Below are 17,577 nucleotides of genomic sequence, written 5' to 3'. Positions count from 1 at the left end.
ACGTTCGCGGGCCTTATCTGATTGTGCGGCTGGTGATCTGGCTGAGCAAGTCTCGTATCGCCCCAGTGGGTGGAGTGCGTCCGCCGACCCAGATGGCGCGAAACTTACGCCGTAAATCCAACTCTGGGATAGTGATCGCGCGCAGACGGCCGACCGCGAGGTCGTCGGCCACCGCGAGCCGGCTCATGGCGGCCGGTCCTGCGCCGGCGAGCACGGCGGCGCGCATCGCCGCGGCGGAAGTCAATTCCAGCACGGGTGGCGCTTGCTGAATGTCGTCGCCCAACGCCTGACGGAGCGCCACTGTCAGCGAATCGCGTATGCCCGAATGGGGCTCGCGGGCAACCAGAGATGTTTGCACAAGTTCGCGAGCAGTCACGACCCGTGACCGTCGAACCCACTTGTGGCCCGGCGGCACCACGATCACCAGTTCGTCGTGACCCACCACGCAGCTTCCCAATCCCTTGGGCTGACTGGGATTTTCGACAAATCCAAGATCGACGGTGCCGTCGCGCACCGAGGCGATGACCTGATCGCTGTTGGTGGCGGTCAAGATTACGTGGGGAGCAGTGAGGCCGCACCGCGTCGCCTCAGCCTGCAATGAAAGCAGCCAGTGCGGTATAAGCTGTTCGGATATCGTCTGACTGGCCGCCACCCGGATTCGCTCGCGACCTTCTTTTCGGAGCGAACCCATGCCCGCATCGATCTCGTTGGCGATTTCCAGCAAGCGGGCAGCCCATTCCGCGACGATGAGGCCAGCGGGCGTGAGTTGTGAGCCACGGGTGGTCCGGACAGCCAATGTCACCCCGATCTGGGCCTCCATCGACGCGAGCCGCCTCGACACAGCTTGTTGAGTCAACCCCAGTTCGCGCGCCGCCCTGCCGAGGCCGCCTGTCTCGGCGATCGCCAAAAAGACTTCGAACGAGGCAAGTTCGGGCATCCAAGGGCTGAGCGGCATGGTTGATCACATCACAATCAAGTCGTGCGACACAACGCTAGCTTGTGACGCCACAACACCGAAACCTCTACTCATGCCTGGTTCGGGCGGGAACCATAGGAGCCATGACCCGTCCAGCCCACAAGGTACAGATACCCAGACAGGGAGGCGACGTGGCCGTCGATGTCGCCCGCATGCTAGTGACCAATCCCGAGGTGCTTGCACTCACCGATATTGCCCGGCAGCCGTTGGAGTCGTCGCGTTCCTGTGGCGTTGAGGAAGTGCTGCTGATGGGGCGGCGCGGCCCGCTGCAAAGCGCCTTCACCACACTGGAATTGCCTGAGCTGGGCGAGATCGAGGGCGTCGACGTCATGGTGGACCCGGCCGACCTGGAGGGCATCAGCGACGAGGATGCGGCCGCGGCGGGCAAGATCGCCAAGAACAACGTCAAGGTGTTGCACGACTACGCTGGCCATGCTCCTCGGCCCGGGCATCGGCGAATCATGCTGCGGTTCTTGACCTCTCCGATTGAGATCAAAGGCGACGACAAGGTGGAAAGCATCGTGCTCGGCCGCAACGACTACGCGGTCGGCTGGATCAAACGCGGCCCTTCCGGGGTTATCGGTACCAATAAGAAACGTTCCCAGGACACCGTCGACACCGTGCTCAACGACCTGGCCGGGGTATCGGATGTCGAGCTGGTGGACCTCGGTAGCGACTACGCCGACCAACTCACCGAGTGGCTGACCTCGCGCCAGCCCAAACTGGTCACCGCCTGTTTACTCGCAGGCCATTGACCGCTTCGAACGGGAAGCCGATGAGCCGCACGGGCGCCCGCGCGCCAAATTGGCCAGCCTGGCTGAGCTGCTGCGGATTGCGCACGGCTGACCTTCGATAGCTACCAGGAAGGGAGACATCCATGACATACGTCATCGCCGAACCTTGCGTCGACATCAAAGACAAGGCATGCATCGAGGAATGCCCGGTCGACTGCATCTACGAGGGTGCTCGGATGCTCTATATCCACCCCGACGAGTGCGTCGACTGCGGTGCCTGCGAACCGGTGTGCCCGGTTGAGTCCATCTACTACCAAGACGATCTGCCCGCCGAATACAGCGAGTACAGTCAGATCAACGCCGACTTTTTCACAGAGTTGGGCTCACCCGGTGGTGCTTCGAAAGTTGGCTTGACCGAAAACGACCCCACCGCGGTCAAGAACATGGAGATCAGGGCAGAGGCCACCTAAAGACTTCAAGCGACGACCGACGAGAATTCGAACGCCATTCACGGTCTGGGAGGCTCGGAGCCATGCAAATACGCTGGGCGCTCGCGTGATGAACGCGATGAACGCGCCTGAGGTTCCACTGTAGCAAACAGGGATCCACGCACAGCACTGGGACGAAGCCGTCCCGTGTCGGGTCGATCTCGTTGCCGTGCAGCTCTCGTCGTATTTGGGCATTGTCTAAAACATCGCCGCTCGAGCGCAGCCAGCAACAACCGCAACAAGCAACCTGTGCAGGTCAACTACGGTTGCCGGTTGTCGGCGGTCACTGTCGGCGGTCACAAAGGTCACCAGAACTCTGCATTGCGGGGTCATGGCAACGGACTACCTGAGTTCGACAACGCAGTTCCAAATCCTTGTTAACAGGGTCAAGTCCCGATGGGCCAATCGCGGTAACTCGGCCGCGACCTAACAGTGCTTGTTTGGGAGCCTAATGGTGGCTCAGTTCCGTCGAAAGGCGTGTGTGAGTAGCGGGCACGTCGGTGCCGATTCAGAAGGCCATCGCGTGAATCTCTGTCCTGAAACGACCAACAATCACGCCGAGAGGAACATCGTCGTGGGCGCAGGCGCAATTGCCTGCGCCCACGACGCTGCATGGGGTAGGAAGCCGGCCCCTCCGGATTCGCCGCTCACGACGGTGCCCCGCCCTCGCTGAGCCGGCGGCACCGCGGCTCTCCAGCGAAGCCGGCAAGGTCTTTATCTGCGGCCGGATTTTTATCTGGCACCGGCACTTTCATCCCCGCCGAGTCACGCGCGAATGGCCCGCGGGCCGCCGACCGGCAACCGTCATCGGGCGGCGTCGTCCACACATTTGCGCAGGTGAAAGCCCCGCGCGCGCCATCGCGAAGCGCGAGTCGCCGCCCGGGCTTCTCTTCGGCCGCCCTGTGGCCGATCCGTCTTCGCGCGGCGGTTCGCCCGAACGAGGGACGGCGGCCGGGGAGCGCGGCGATTTAGCCTCACTGGCGAGCAACTTCAGCGAACGTCGTCGAGTCAAAACAGCTTGCGAGGAAACACATGTCATTCGAGTCCGGCGGTTCCTAGGTGTTCGACTTCGGGGCGCTACCGCCAGAGATCAATTCGGGCCGGATGTATGCCGGCCCGGGCTCGGGGTCGATGATCGCCGCGGCCGCCTCCTGGGATGGGCTGGCCACCGAGTTGGGTTTGACGGCAACCGGCTACACGTCGGTGATCACCGAGTTGACCAGCTCGCCGTGGGTGGGTCCGGCGTCGCAATCGATGGTCGCCGCGGCGACGCCCTACATCTCGTGGCTCGGCACCGCGGCCGGGCTGGCCGAGGACGCCGCCAATCAGGCCAGAGCCGCGGCGGCCGCCTTCGAAGCGGCGTTTGCGCTCACGGTGCCCCCGCCGGAGATCGCGGCCAACCGGGTGCTGCTGACGACGCTGATCGCGACCAACTTCTTTGGACAGAACTTCCCGGCCATCGCGGCCACCGAGGCGCAATACGCCGAGATGTGGGCCCAGGACGCCACGGCGATGTACGGCTACGCCGCCGCGTCGGCGACCGCCACGCGGCTGTCCCCGTTCAGCGAACCGGGACAAACCACCGACCAGAGCGGGCCGGCCGCGCAGGCGGCCGCGGTCACCCAGGCCCTCGCCACACCGGCGGCCACCAACGCGCCCCAAGCCGCGGCGGCGACCCCGGGGCTGGCAATAACGCCCGACACGATCAGTCTCACGTCGATATTCTCCTCGATAAACCAAGTGCTCAACCAGCTCTCGGCGCAGGCGACGGCGGTGGGGCTGAATCCGAGCCAGTGGTACATCGTGCAGCAACTGAGTCAGCTCAGCATCAGCATGCGCACCACTTTGGGTCGCACGTACGACCTGGGTTACTTCAGTGGGAACATGGGGTCCTTTTTCGTATCGATAAACCAGCAGCTGACATTTGGTCCCGGCGGGGCAACGGCCGGTGCCGGCGGAGCCTGGTACCCGACGCCGCAGTTCGCCGGCCTGCACCTGGGCGCCGTCGCCGGCGGGCCGGTTTCGGCAAACCTCAGCTCAGCCACCGGCATGGGTTCGGCCGGCAAGGTCGGCGGGCTGTCGGTCCCCTCGGCGTGGGCCTCTCCAGCCGGTCCACCCGGCGCGATCGAGGAATCGGCCGCACAGGCGATGAGCGTCGAGTACGTCAGCGACGCGCGCGGCGGCACAAGCGGGTTGCTGCGCGGCGTTCCCCTGGGGGGCGGCGGTCGGCGCGGCGGCTCCGCCTTCCCGCCCCGCGAATACGGATTCCGCCGCAGTGTCCTGGTCCGCCCACCATCCGCCGGATAGAGAAGCCGAGCGAAAGAAATGCCTATCGATATTTCCGGACGGCGCACCCGCCTGACGGCACGAGACGCATCGTGGGAAAGCGCGACCAGCAACGTGGGCCGTCGTCCGAGGTCCTTTATCCGCGACGGGATTTTATCGGGAGCCGGTCCCTACCCGAACCGGCTGCACGACAAGACACGGCGTCGCGCGCCCGGGCCGCCGGCCGGTGACGGCTCAGACCGCCCGGTGGTTGTCGCTGGTCATGGCCCTCAGGCTAAGCCGGCACGTTCGCGCCGGGGGAGGCCTGGCCGCCGCAGAGCCGCCGCCAGCAACCGGTCGTCCTACCGCGCTAAGCACCGACTTCGGCCGAGGCCTGACGGCCCAGGCGGACTAACGTCACAGACGGCCGAAGGCAAGTGACGCGCAGCAGCTAACCAAGGGGCCGACCAAACAGCTAGGCCCACGAGATATTGAGGAGGCGACAACATGTCGTTCGTGACCACACAGCCGGAGGCCTTGTTGGCGGCGGCCAGCACCCTGCAAGGGATCGGCTCGTCGTTGAGTGCCCAAAACGCGGCGGCGGCCGGCCCGACGACGGGCGTGGCGCCGGCGGCGCTCGATCAGGTGTCGGCGCTGACCGCGGCGCAGTTTGCCACCCATGCCCAGCTGTACCAGGCGATCAGCGCTCAGGCCACGGCGATCCACGAGGCGTTCGTCAGCACGTTGGGCATCAGCTCGGGGTCGTACGCGGCCACCGAGGCGGCCAATGCGGCCACGGCCGGTTAAGGGGTAAGGCCATGACAATCGATCTTGGTGCAATCCCGCCGGAGATCACCTCGGCGCTCGTCTATTCCGGCCCGGGGTCCACGCCCTTGGTGGCCGCCGCATCGTCGTGGAATGCCCTTGCGGCCGAATTGAATTCAGCTGCTATCGGCTACGACAACGTCGTCACTCAGCTGTCCACCGAGGAGTGGCTCGGGCCGGCCTCGTCGTCGATGGCCGCGGCGGTGCAGCCGTACGTGGAGTGGATAACGAATGCCGCCGCTCTCGCCGAGCAGACGGCCACTCAGTCCAGTTCGGCCGCGGCCGCATACGAGACCGTGTTGGCGTCCGTGGTGCCCCCCACGGCGATCGCGGCCAACCGCGCACAGCTCGCGCAGGCGCTTGCGAACAACGTGCTGGGCCAGAACACGGGGCTGATCGCGCAGCTGGAGTCGCAGTACGGCGAGTATTGGGCCCAGGACGCCGCTTCCATGTACAGCTATGCGGCGTCTTCATCGACGGCGGCGAACGTCACGCCGTTCACCGCGGCGCCGCAGGTCGCCAATCCGGCCGCCGCGGCCACCCAGACCGCCGCGGCCGCCACCTCGGCGAGTTCGGTCCAGCAAACGCTGAACAATTTGATCAGCCAGTTCAGCAGCCAGCTGCAAAGCCTGATATCGCCCATCACCGGTCCCATTCAAAGTGAATTCGCCTACCTCGAATCGTCGAGTGGCCCGCTGTCGTGGCTGTGGGGGATCTTGTTCGGCTCACCCACCGCCCCGAACAACGTTTTCACACTGCTGACGGACTACTCGCCCTACGCAAGCTTCTTCTACTACACCGAGGGCCTGCCGAACTTCAGCATCGGTATCGCCAACTTCCTGACTCAGACCGCGAAAACTGTGGGGGCGATCGGTCCGGCCGCGGGCGCCGCCGCAGCCGCCGCCGTCCCCAAGGGCCTGCCCGGCCTGGGCGGGCTGCTGGGCGGCGGGGCCGCGCACGCGGCCGCGGCGCTGGGCACCGCCAGCCCGGTGGGCCACCTTTCCGTCCCGCCGGCCTGGGCCGGCACCCTGGCGGGGGCGCATTCCAGCGCATCGGCGATACCGGTCAGCAACGTCAGGGAAGCTCCCGACGCCGGAGCCGGAAACCTGCTGGGCGGCATGCCCCTGGCGGGAGCCGGCCGCGGCGCGGCGGGCAGCGGACCGCGATACGGGTTCCGCCCCACCGTCATGACCCGCCCACCCTCGGCCGGCTAATGGGTGCCCTTCATTGCCGGCGGGGTCCGGCCGGCCGTGGAAGTGACCGGTCGGCCGTCGCGATTTCCGGCGCGGTGGGCGCCGGTAGCTCCGCGAAACGCACGCGGCAACGGAAGTTCGGCGGGCCGCCCGGTCCACCGCTCCCGCTTGCCTGTGAGTTTGCTGGTCAGACAGCGGAGCGGCCCGTACGCTGTTACTGTGTCGTTACAGAAGGTGAATTCGTAGTGCCGTCCAGTGAACAATTGCGAACAGGAGGCCTCGGAGACAGCTTGACACCGATGTCGTCATCTACTCTCTTGCACAGAGCGGTGCCAGAGGCAATCGAGGAGGGAAAATTATGTCGTTCGTGACCACACAGCCGGAGGCTTTGGCCGCGGCGGCCGGGAGCCTGCAGGGTATCGGCTCGGCGCTGAGCGCCCAGAACGCGGCCGCGGCAGCACCGACGACCGGGGTCGTGCCGGCCGCCGCCGACGAGGTGTCGGCGCTGACGGCGGCTCAGTTCGCCGCGCATGCGCAGATGTACCAGGCGGTCAGCGCGCAGGCCGCCGCGATCCACGAGCAGTTCGTGAACACGCTGGGGATCAGCTCGGGTTCCTACGCCGCGACGGAGGCCGCCAACGCGGCGGCCGCCGGCTGAGCGGGTTCAGCGGTTCAGAGTTCCGTCGACCCAAACGCCGTGGTTCGGGGTCGACGTCCGTTCGCCGTGTCACAACGCTCGGTGACCGCCGGCTGACGGAAGGGGGACACATCCTTATTCATTCGGCTCGGCGGTGCGCTACCGCGTAACCGACCGGCCATCGCTCACCACAACAGAAATCAAGTCACCAAGTTAAGGAGATAGCCAACATGGCAACACGTTTTATGACCGACCCGCACGAGATGCGGGCGATGGCGGGCCGTTTTGAGGTGCACGCCCAGACCGTTGAGGACGAGGCCCGCAAGATGTGGGCGTCGTCGATGAACATCGCCGGGGCCGGCTGGAGCGGGCAGGCGCAGGCGACCTCGTATGACACCATGGGCCAGGTCAACCAGGCCTTCCGCAACATCGTGAACATGCTGCACGGGGTGCGCGACGGACTGATCCGCGACGCCAACAACTACGAGCAGCAAGAGCAGGCTTCCCAGCAAATCCTCAGCAGCTAGCGCGAAGCGCCACGGCTGCGTAATCTTTCATACGTTAGGAGAACACCGATATGACCATCAATTACCAGTTCGGCGACGTGGATTCGCACGGCGCGTTGATTCGTGCGCAGGCCGCGTCGCTGGAGGCCGAGCACCAGGCCATCGTTCGTGATGTGCTGGCCGCCGGTGACTTTTGGGGCGGCTCCGGTTCGGTGGCCTGCCAGGAGTTCATCACCCAGTTGGGTCGCAACTTCCAGGTGATCTACGAGCAGGCCAACGCCCACGGCCAGAAGGTGCAGACCGCCGGCAGCAACATGGCCAGCACCGACAGCGCCGTCGGCTCCAGCTGGGCCTAACTCCCAACTTCAGGCGCGGCAGCACACCACACGGCGGTGTGCTGCCGCGTCCTGCAGTTTCCGACCACTTCGACCTTTTAGGGCACTGATGGACCAACAGGGCACCCGCACCGACATCACCGTCAACGTCGACGGTTTCTGGATGCTTCAGGCGCTACTCGACATTCGACACGTCGCGCCGGAATTACGGTGCCGGCCATTCGTATCGACCGACTCGAACGACTGGCTCAACGAACACCCCGGAATGGCGGTGATGCGCGAGCAGGGCATCGTCGTCGGCGACGAGGTGCACGAACAGGTCGCCGCCCGGATGCGGGTCCTCGCCGCGCCCGACCTCGAGGTTGTCGCCTTGCTCTCGCGGGGCAAGCTGCTCTATGGCGTCGTCGAAGAAGATAACCAGCCGCCCGGTTCGCGCGACATCCCTGACAACGAGTTCCGCGTGGTGCTCGCCCGTCGCGGCCAGCACTGGGTGTCGGCGGTGCGGGTTGGCAGCGACATCACCGTCGACGACGTCGCCGTCGCGGACAGCGCCTCGATCGCCTCGCTGGTGATAGACGGTTTGGAGTCGATTCACCACGCCGAGCCCGCGGCGATCAACGCGGTCAACGTGCCGCTGGAGGAGATGCTGGAGGCGACGAAATCGTGGCAGGAGTCCGGCTTCAACGTCTTTTCCGGCGGGGATCTGCGCCGGATGGGCATCAGCGCCGCCACGGTGGCCGCGCTGGGGCAGGCCCTGTCGGACCCGGCGGCCGAGGTCGCGGTGTACGCGCGTCAGTACCGCGACGACGCCAAGGGCCCCAGCGCATCGGTGCTGTCGCTGAAAGACGGTTCGGGGGGCCGCATCGCGCTCTACCAGCAGGCGCGCACCGCGGGTTCGGGCGAAGCGTGGCTGGCCATCTGTCCGGCCACGCCGCAGCTGGTGCAGGTGGGCATCAAAACCGTGCTGGACACGCTGCCCTACGGCGAATGGAAAACGCACAGCAGGGTTTGACATACGCCTGAAACACAAACTTCACCAATGCTTTTGCACAGAACATGCGGCCAGGATGCGAAGACGGCATACTTCTCTAGAATCATCAGCAAATATTCAAAGCAGTGTCACCACAACTCTTTAGCGCAAGGCGAGGCAGATGAAATCCGAACTAGGCGAGCTGTACCTCCCGGGGGGCCACAGCGCCTCGGCACGTAGAGCGACCGGGGCCGCCGCGCGGCTGGCGACACGGGGTTACACATTCACCATGGCAGGGGGTGCAGGGCGATGACCGCGGTAGCTGAAACCCTACAGGCGGATATCGAGGGTATCTCACAGCCTCGGGCGGTAGTGGTCGGCGTCATGGCCGGCGAGGGCGTCCAAATCGGCGTCCTGCTGGATGCCAACGCCCCGGTCTCGGTGATGACCGACCCGCTGCTGAAAGTGGTCAACAGCCGGCTGAGGGAACTCGGCGAGACGCCGCTGGAGGCCACGGGCCGCGGCAGGTGGGCGCTGTGCCTGGTCGACGGCACGCCCCTGCGGGCCACCCAATCGCTGACCGAGCAGGACATCTACGACGGCGACCGGCTGTGGATCCGGTTCCTCCCGGACACCGAGCACCGGTCGCAGGTCATCGAGCACATCTCCACCGCGGTTTCGGCAAACCTGAGCAAGCGGTTCGCCGCGATCGACCCGATCGTCGCGGTGCAGGTCGGCTCCTCGATGATCGCGGTCGGGGTGACCGCCGCGGCGGGTTTGCTGGGCTGGTGGCGCTGGCACCACAACTCGTGGCTGCCGACGGTCTACGCCGCGATCATCGCCGCCCTCGTGCTGACGGTGGCCATCATGCTGGCGACGCGGGCGAAGACGCAGTCGGATCGACGCGTCGCCGACATCATGCTGCTGAGCGGCCTCGCGCCACTGGCGGTGGCGGCAGCGGCGGCGCCGCCGGGCGGCGTCGGGTCCCCGCAAGCGGTGTTGGGCTTCGGCGTCCTCGCCATCGCCGCGGCGCTCGCGCTGCGCTTCACCGGTCGCCGGCTGGCCATTTACACCGCGATCGTCACCATCAGCGCGGTGGCGGCGATCGCCAGCCTGGCGCGCATGGTCGCCATGACCAGCGCGGTGACCAACTTCAGCTGCGTGGTGCTGGTCTGCGTGCTGACCTACCACGCCGCACCGGCCCTGTCCCGTCGCCTGGCCGGCATTCGGCTGCCCGTGTTCCCGTCGGCGACCAGCCGATGGGTGTTCGAGGCGCGACCGGATCTGCCCACCACCGTGGTGCGCCCCGACGGCGGTGCCCCGGTCTTGGAGGGGCCCGCGTCGGTCCGGGACGTGGTGCTGCAAGCCGAACGCGCCCGGTCGTTCCTGACCGGCCTGCTCCTGGGGCTGGGCGTGTTGATGGTGGTGTCGCTGACCGCGCTGTCGGACCCGCACACCGGGCAGCGCTGGCTGCCGCTCCTGCTGGCCGGCTTCAGCGCCGGCTTCCTGATGCTGCGCGGCCGCTCGTACGTCGACCGCTGGCAGGCGATCACCCTGGCCGCGACCGCCGTGATCATCGTCGCCGCGGTGGTGGTGCGGTACGCCCTGGTGCTGCAGTCGCCGCTCGCCGTGTCGATCGGCGTGGCGATCCTGGTGCTGCTGCCGGCCGCCGGCCTGACGGCCGCGGCGGTCGTGCCCAACACCATCTACAGCCCGCTGTTCCGCAAGTTTGTGGAATGGATCGAATACCTGTGCCTCATGCCGATTTTCCCGTTGGCATTGTGGCTGATGAATGTCTATGCGGCGATTCGTTACCGCTAGCGGCAGGCTGTGGCATGGTCGCGCCTCGCGCGCGACCATCGCCGCACTCCTGCTCACGTCAGGTGCGTTGGCCGGTCTACCGCCCGCGTACGCGATCTCGCCACCGACGGTCGACCCGGCCGCGGTGCCGCCGGATGGTCCGCCCGGACCGCCGGCACCGATGAAGCAGAACTCCTACTGCACCGAGGTCGGGGTCTTGCCCGGCACCGACTTTCGGCTGCAGCCGAGGTACATGGACATGCTGAACCTGCAGGAGGCATGGCAATTCGGCCGCGGCGCCGGGCAGAAGGTCGCGGTCATCGACACGGGTGTGACCCCGCACCCCAGGTTTCCGCACCTGATCCCCGGCGGCGACTACATCATGTCCGGCGACGGGCTGTCGGACTGCGACGCCCACGGCACCATCGTGGCGTCGGTGATCGGCGCGGCCCCGGCCAGTGGCGCCACGGCGCCGCCCGCCGCGCCGCGCAAGCCGGTCACCATTCCCACCACCGAGCCGCCCCCGAAAGCGCCGCCGCCGCAGACGGTGACCTTGTCGCCGTTGCCGCAGACCGTGACGATGGTTCCCCCGCCGCCGGAAGGGCCTCCGGGGCCGTTCGGGGCGCCGCCGGCGCCCCCGCCAGCACCGCCCGCGCCTCCCCCCGCACCCGGTCAGGCCCCGTCGGGCCACCACGGCGGCCAGGGGACGGTGACCATACCGAGCTATGCCGGCGGGCGCCAGGTAACCGCCGTCGACAACCCGGGCGGCCCGCGCCCGCTCGACCCGCCCAAACCCCCGCCGCCACCCCCGGCGCCGGCGCCCGCCCAGGCCCCGGACGCCTACAGCGGAATCGCGCCGGACGTCGACATCATCTCGATCCGCCAGTCCAGCCAGGCCTTTGGCCTCAAGGATGCCTACACCGGTGACGAGGATCCGCAGACGCGGGCGAAGATCGACGACGTCGAGACCATGGCGCGAGCGATCGTGCACGCCGCCAACCTGGGCGCGTCGGTCATCAACATCTCCGATGTGACCTGCATGAGCGCGCGCAACGTCATCGACCAGCGCACGCTGGGCGCGGCGGTGCGCTACGCGGCGGTCGACAAGAACGCCGTCATCGTGGCCGCCGCGGGCGACACCAGCAAGAAGGACTGCAAGCAGAACCCGGTCTTCGATCCCATGCAGCCCAAGGATCCGCGCGACTGGAACGGTGTCACCACCGTCGTGACGCCGTCCTGGTTCAGCGACTACGTCCTGACGGTCGGCGCGGTGGACACCGACGGCCGGCCGCTCACCCAGGGTGGTCAGGGGCAGGCGTCGACGAGCGTCGCCGGGCCGTGGGTGGGACTCGCGGCGCCGGGGATCGACATCGTCGGGCTTTCACCCCGGGACGACGGTCTGATCAACGCCATCGACGGCCCGGACAACTCGCTGCTGGTTCCGGCCGGCACGAGCTTCTCGGCCGCGATCGTGTCGGGGGTTGCCGCCCTCGTCCGCGCGAAATACCCGCAGCTCTCGGCGTACCAGGTCGTCAACCGGTTGGAACGCACCGCCCGGGCGCCGGCGCGCGGCGTGGACAACCAGATGGGCTACGGTATCGTCGATCCGGTCGCGGCGCTGACCTGGGATGTGCCCGAAGGCCCGGCGAAGCCGCCGCAGCAACTGTCGGCGCCACTGAAGATGCCGAAAGCCGCGCCGCACCGGGATATGGTGCCAGTATGGGTGGCGGCCGGAGGATTGACCGGAGCCTTGCTCATCGGCGGCGCAGTGTTCGGCATAGCGATGTTGATGAAGCGAACACGGAAGCAGCAATGAGGTCGGAGCGGCAATAGCACATGAAGGCTCAGCGCAGGTTTGGATTGTCTTTGTCGTGGCCGCGGGTCACCGCGGTGTTCCTGATCGACGTCCTCATCATGTTGGTGGCAAGTCACTGCCCGGACTCCTGGCAGGGCGACCATCACATCGCGTTTTGGGTGGGCGTCGGCCTCGCAACGCTGATCACGCTGCTGTCACTGGTCACCCACCACGGGCTCACGGTGACCTCTGGCTTGGCCACGTGGCTGTGGGATTGGTCCGCCGACCCGGGCACCGCGCTGACGGCCGGATGCACGCCGGCGGTCGACCACCAGCGTCGCTTCGGGCGCAACAAGGTCGGCGTGCGCCACTACGACGGCCATCTGGTCACGGTGATCGCGGTGGACGGTGGGGACGACGACGCCCTTGGCCGCCATCGCCATCGGACGACCGCGGCCGCCCTGCCGGTGCGGGCGGTCGCCGAGGGCCTGCGCCAGTTCGACATTCACCTTGACGGCATCGACATCGTCTCGGTGAAGGTGCGCCGCGGGGGCCCCGAAGTCCGAGCCGCCGAAAAGTCGAAGCTCGACGACTGGGGGCCCGAGGAGTGGGGGCTGGTGAGCGACCAACCCTCCTATGTGCGCCGCACGTGGCTGGTGCTGCGGATGAACCCGCAGCGCAACGTCGCCGCCGTCGCGGCCCGCGATTCGCTGGCGTCGACGTTGGTGGCGGCCACCGAGCGGCTCGCCCAGGATCTCGATGGGCAAAGTTGTGTGGCCAAGCCGTTGACCGCCGACGAGCTGGGCGAGGTCGACAGCGCCGTGCTGGCCGACCTGGAGCCGACCTGGAGCCGCCCCGGATGGCGGCATCTCAAGCATTTCAACGGGTTCGCCACCAGCTTCTGGCTGACACCGTCGGACATCACCACCGAGACCGTGGAAGACCTGTTGCTGGCCGAGGTGGCGGCGACCGTGGTCACGATCCGGCTCGTCACGAGCGGCGGCCGGCCCCAGCTGTCGGGCTGGGTGCGCTACCACAGCGAGAAGCGGCTTCCCAGGGCGATATCGTCGGGGCTCAATCGGCTCACCGGGCGCCAACTGGCGGCGGTGCGCGCGAGTCTGCCCGCCCCGGCGGCTCGCCCGATCCTGGTCGTGCCCAGCCGTGGGCTGCTCGACGACGATGAGTTGGTGCTGTCGGTAGGTCAGGCGCGGGAGAGCTCAGCGAGCGTGCCCGCAGCGCAATGACGCGCCCGCAGTCGACCGCCGAAGACGCCCGTAATGCTATGGTCGCCGGCCTGTTGGCGTCGGGGATTTCGGTCAACGGACTACAGCCCAGCCACAACCCGCAGGTGGCGTCGCAGATGTTCAACACGGCGACCACGCTTGACCCCGGGATGTGCGATGCCTGGCTGGCGCGGATATTGGCGGGCGAACAGGGCATCGACGTGCTGCTGGGCGCGTGGGCGGCGGTCAGGACGTTCGGTTGGGAAACCCGCCGCCTCGGGGTCACGGACGTGCAGTTTCGTCCCGAGGTCTCCGACGGGCTGTTCCTGCGGCTGGCGATCACCAGCGTGGAGACGCTGGCCTGCGCCTACGCCGCCGTCCTCGCCGAGGCGAAACGGTACGAGGAAGCGGCGAAACTGCTCGACGGCATCGAACCCCGCCACCCTTTCGACGAGGAAGTGATCAACTACGTGCGGGGCGTGCTGTACTTCCGCACCGGACGCTGGCCGGACGTGCTCGCCCAATTTCCCGAGGGAAAGCCCTGGCGGCAACCCGAACTGAAGGCCGCCGGGGCGGCCATGGCAACCACCGCGCTGGCGTCGCTGGGGGTCTTCGAAGAGGCCTTTCGGCGCGGGCAGGACGCCATCGAGGGCGACCGGGTGCCGGGGGCGGCCAACATCGCCCTGTACACCCAGGGCATGTGCCTGCGGCACGTCGGCCGCGAAGAGGAGGCCATCGAGCTGTTGCGCCGGGTGTATTCGCGCGATCCGAAGTTCACCCCGGCCCGCGAGGCGCTCGACAACCCCAACTACCGGCTGGTGCTGACCGATCCGGAAACGATCGAGGCGCGCACCGACCCGTGGGATCCGGGCAGCGCCCCGACCCGCGCGCAGACGGAGGCCGCCCGCCACGCCCAGGAGGCCGCCAGGTATCTGGCCGAAGGGGACGCCGAGCTCAACGCGATGCTGGGCATGGAGCGGGCCAAACGGGAAATCAAGCTCATCAAGTCGACCACCAAGGTCAACTTGGCCCGCGCCAAGATGGGGCTGCCGGTGCCGGTGACGTCGCGCCACACCTTGCTGCTGGGGCCGCCCGGGACCGGAAAGACCTCGGTGGCACGCGCTTTCAGCAAGCAGCTGTGCGGGCTGACCGTGCTGCGCAAGCCCGTGGTGGTGGAGACCAGCCGCACCAAGCTGCTGGGCCGGTACATGGCCGACGCCGAAAAGAACACCGAGGAGATGCTCGAGGGAGCGCTGGGCGGAGCCGTCTTCTTCGACGAGATGCACACCCTGCACGAGACGGGCTACCACCAGGGCGACCCGTACGGCAACGCGATCATCAACACGCTGCTGCTGTACATGGAAAACCACCGCGACGAGCTGGTGGTCTTCGGCGCGGGCTACGCCAAGGCCATGGACAAGATGCTCGAGGTGAATCAGGGTCTGCGACGGCGCTTTTCGACCGTCATCGAGTTCTTCAGCTACACCCCGGAAGAGCTTGTCGCACTGACCAAGCTGATGGGGCGGGAGAACGAGGACCTCATCACCGACGAGGCGGCCGAGGGATTGCTGCCGTCGTACACCAAGTTCTATCTCGACGAGAGCTACTCGGAAGACGGGGACCTGATTCGCGGCATCGACACCCTGGGCAACGCCGGCTTCGTGCGCAACGTGGTGGAAAAGGCCCGCGACCACCGCAGCTTCCGGCTCGATGACGAAGACCTCGACGCGGTGCTGGCCAGCGATCTCAGCGAGTTCAGCGAGGCCCAACTGCTCCGTTTCAAGGAGTTGACCCGCGAGGACCTCGCCGAGGGCCTGCGCGCGGCGGTGGCCGAGAAGAAGACGACATAGCGAGCCGGGATACACCCGGAATTGCCGCGATCCGGCCGCGGCGAGCTTGACTCATCCGCTCCGCGGGTGCCACCATGGCCTGTGCAAGCACCTCGCTAGGTGAGGCTTCTACGCGGATATAGGCCACTGACCTCGAACGTCGAAAGACGCCCAGGGTCAGGACAGCTCCTCCCGGCTTAAGGGTTGAGCCCAAGTGGCTTCCGGTTTCGATTCGCCGGATACGCCGTGTGGTGCCAAAGCTCTGACGAGAGGGGTGCCGTGTCCGGGTGTTCCGGGCTCTTCTCCCCATGTGCAACGTTGATGGCATCCCCGTGTGCCCGGGCCGTGAGGAGGTGAGAGCGAAATGAGTCCCGACGACAGTCCGTATCCCAGATCAACGACCATTTCGTTGCGATCCGACCCCGGCCCCGCCTCCATAGCCTGAATCAGGCTGGCCCCCAAGGGATTCAGTCCATACGCCGCCCCTGCGCGGCTGGCCGCGGTCGGCACAACACGATCGCGACCGGCTAGGGAAGGAGGCCGACGATGACGGCACTGGACTTCGCGATGCTTCCGCCGGAAGTCAACTCCGGACGGATGTACACCGGGGCGGGTTCGGGCCCGATGCTGGCCGCCGCCTCGGCCTGGCATGGATTGGCCGCCGAATTGCGTTCCACCGCACTGTCTTACGGCTCCGTGCTGTCGACGCTGACCGGCACGGAATGGCATGGCCCGGCCTCGGCGGCGATGGCGGCCGCGGCCGCGCCGTACGTGGCGTGGCTGGGCACCACGGCCGAGCAGGCCGAGCAGGCCGCCGCACAGGCCGAGGCCGCCGCGGCGGGCTACGAGGCCGCGTTCGCCGCCACGGCGCCGCCGCCGGTGATCGCCGCGAACCGGGCCCAGCTGATGGCGCTGATCGCCACCAACATCCTGGGCCAGAACACCCCGGCGATCGCGGCCACCGAGGCCCAGTACGCCGAGATGTGGGCCCAGGACGCCACCGCGATGTACACCTATGCGGCGTCGTCGGCCACGGCCACCCAGCTGAGTCAGTTCACCGACCCGCGGCAGGCCACCAACACCAGCGGGCTGAGCGCCCAGTCGGCCGCGGTGGCCCAGGCCGCCGCCACCCCGGCCGGGACGCAGCAGGGCACGCTGTCCCAGCTGATGTCCGCGCTGCCCACCGCGCTGCAGGGGCTGGCGTCGCCGGCTTCGTCGCAGACGACGGGTTTGGACAGCGTCCTCAACGGGCTGAGCGGATTGGACCCGTTTGCGCCCGGGTCGGCCGGCGACACCACCGGGCTCGACGGCCTGCTGAACCTGATCGGGGGCGACGACACCGCCTTCGGCCAGTTGCTGAACGCCAACATCTGGAACACGATCTTTACGTCCGGGTTCTACATGCCGAGCAACACGATGGGGCCGTTCCTGGGCCTGCTCGGCCAGCAGGCCGGTGCCGCGGCCGGCGACGCCGCAGGCCAGGTTGCCGCCGGTGGGCTGGGCGAGGCCCTCGCCGGCCCCGTCGGCGGCATCGGCGGCCTTGGCAACGCCGTCTCGGCGGGCCTCGGTCACGCACCGATGATCGGCGCGTTGTCGGTGCCACCCAGCTGGGCCGCGCCGGCGCCGCTGGCCAGCCCGCTGGCCTCGACACTGGGCGGCACACCGATGGTGCCGCCCCCGGCGATGGCAGCCGGCATGCCCGGCATGCCGGTCGGAACCATAGGCGCGCAAGCGTATGGGCGTGCCCTTCCGCAGTACGGCTTCCGGCCCACCTTCGTCGCACGCCCTCCGGCCGCCGGGTAGCACCCGGCCGGTCTCGTCGACCTCACACGCGATCGTTCAACGGTTTGAGCTTTCCGCAACGCAATTAACATGCTCCACGGGCTCCGCGACCGGCCGGCACGCCGTGATAACCACCGCGAACAGCGCGGATCGGCCTCCCAGTAAATTCCCAGTAGCTAATCAGTGTTTCACCAGTCGTCCATGCGTACGCTGACTGAA

14 protein-coding genes, 1 pseudogene and 1 riboswitch are annotated in these 17,577 nt (G+C 67.4%); of the genes and pseudogenes, 14 read left to right on the top strand and 1 reads right to left on the bottom strand.

What is annotated here, in order from left to right:
- Positions 1–13: 13 nt before the first annotated feature.
- Positions 14–955 carry a LysR family transcriptional regulator gene (locus G6N25_RS21455; RefSeq protein ID WP_083077445.1) on the bottom strand — a complete coding sequence of 314 codons (942 nt, stop codon included), beginning with the start codon at positions 953–955 and terminating at the stop codon, positions 14–16.
- 146 nt (positions 956–1,101) lie between these two features.
- On the opposite strand from G6N25_RS21455, the pseudogene G6N25_RS21450 reads away from it, so the two are divergent.
- The 14 genes and pseudogenes from G6N25_RS21450 to G6N25_RS21385 all read left to right on the top strand — a co-directional run.
- Positions 1,102–1,822: pseudogene (locus G6N25_RS21450) on the top strand (NADP oxidoreductase); the annotation flags it as partial.
- A gap of 31 nt (positions 1,823–1,853) precedes the next feature.
- On the top strand, positions 1,854–2,180 hold the full coding sequence (fdxA, locus tag G6N25_RS21445; protein ID WP_083077444.1) for a ferredoxin: 327 nt from the start codon (positions 1,854–1,856) through the stop codon (positions 2,178–2,180).
- A gap of 1,077 nt (positions 2,181–3,257) precedes the next feature.
- The gene (locus G6N25_RS21440) at positions 3,258–4,505 is read left to right on the top strand and encodes a PPE family protein (protein ID WP_083077441.1); all 1,248 of its coding nucleotides are present in this window, start codon (positions 3,258–3,260) and stop codon (positions 4,503–4,505) included.
- Positions 4,506–4,970: 465 nt separating this feature from the next.
- Complete coding sequence (locus G6N25_RS21435) at positions 4,971–5,270, top strand: PE family protein (RefSeq protein ID WP_083077439.1); 300 nt, start codon at positions 4,971–4,973, stop codon at positions 5,268–5,270.
- Between the two features lie 17 nt (positions 5,271–5,287).
- A complete protein-coding gene (locus G6N25_RS21430; protein ID WP_142272889.1) occupies positions 5,288–6,502 on the top strand; it encodes a PPE family protein in 1,215 nt (404 codons plus the stop codon).
- A 337-nt stretch (positions 6,503–6,839) separates the two neighbouring features.
- Complete coding sequence (locus tag G6N25_RS21425; protein WP_071511529.1) at positions 6,840–7,139, top strand: PE family protein; 300 nt, start codon at positions 6,840–6,842, stop codon at positions 7,137–7,139.
- Positions 7,140–7,348: 209 nt separating this feature from the next.
- Entirely contained in the window at positions 7,349–7,645 is a 297-nt protein-coding gene (locus tag G6N25_RS21420; protein ID WP_003874404.1) for a WXG100 family type VII secretion target, read from the top strand.
- Positions 7,646–7,695: 50 nt separating this feature from the next.
- Positions 7,696–7,980 (top strand): WXG100 family type VII secretion target, encoded by a 285-nt coding sequence (locus G6N25_RS21415; RefSeq protein ID WP_083072106.1) that lies wholly within the window; start codon positions 7,696–7,698, stop codon positions 7,978–7,980.
- An 88-nt stretch (positions 7,981–8,068) separates the two neighbouring features.
- Entirely contained in the window at positions 8,069–8,971 is a 903-nt protein-coding gene (locus tag G6N25_RS21410) for an ESX secretion-associated protein EspG (RefSeq protein WP_083077435.1), read from the top strand.
- 267 nt (positions 8,972–9,238) lie between these two features.
- Positions 9,239–10,750: a type VII secretion integral membrane protein EccD gene (eccD, locus tag G6N25_RS21405; protein WP_083077433.1), complete on the top strand. Its 1,512-nt coding sequence runs from the start codon at positions 9,239–9,241 to the stop codon at positions 10,748–10,750.
- Positions 10,728–12,545 carry a type VII secretion-associated serine protease mycosin gene (locus G6N25_RS21400; RefSeq protein ID WP_163672524.1) on the top strand — a complete coding sequence of 606 codons (1,818 nt, stop codon included), beginning with the start codon at positions 10,728–10,730 and terminating at the stop codon, positions 12,543–12,545. The genes eccD and G6N25_RS21400 overlap by 23 nt, the downstream gene beginning before the upstream one ends.
- 20 nt (positions 12,546–12,565) lie before the next feature.
- Positions 12,566–13,768: a type VII secretion protein EccE gene (gene eccE / locus G6N25_RS21395; RefSeq protein WP_083075857.1), complete on the top strand. Its 1,203-nt coding sequence runs from the start codon at positions 12,566–12,568 to the stop codon at positions 13,766–13,768.
- Positions 13,765–15,597, top strand: coding sequence for a type VII secretion AAA-ATPase EccA (gene eccA, locus G6N25_RS21390; RefSeq protein ID WP_083075858.1), 1,833 nt, complete (start codon positions 13,765–13,767; stop codon positions 15,595–15,597). Before eccE ends, eccA begins: the two co-directional genes overlap by 4 nt.
- A gap of 84 nt (positions 15,598–15,681) precedes the next feature.
- A riboswitch (M-box (ykoK) riboswitch) is annotated at positions 15,682–15,857 on the top strand.
- 265 nt (positions 15,858–16,122) lie between these two features.
- Positions 16,123–17,379, top strand: a complete 1,257-nt coding sequence (locus G6N25_RS21385; RefSeq protein WP_083075860.1) for a PPE family protein — start codon at positions 16,123–16,125, stop codon at positions 17,377–17,379.
- Positions 17,380–17,577: the final 198 nt, after the last annotated feature.

The sequence above is a fragment of the Mycobacterium heidelbergense genome, assembly GCF_010730745.1.
Lineage (GTDB): Bacteria > Actinomycetota > Actinomycetes > Mycobacteriales > Mycobacteriaceae > Mycobacterium > Mycobacterium heidelbergense.
Note: the sequence above shows the minus strand (reverse complement) of the source record. Positions and strands in the feature narration are given on the sequence as shown.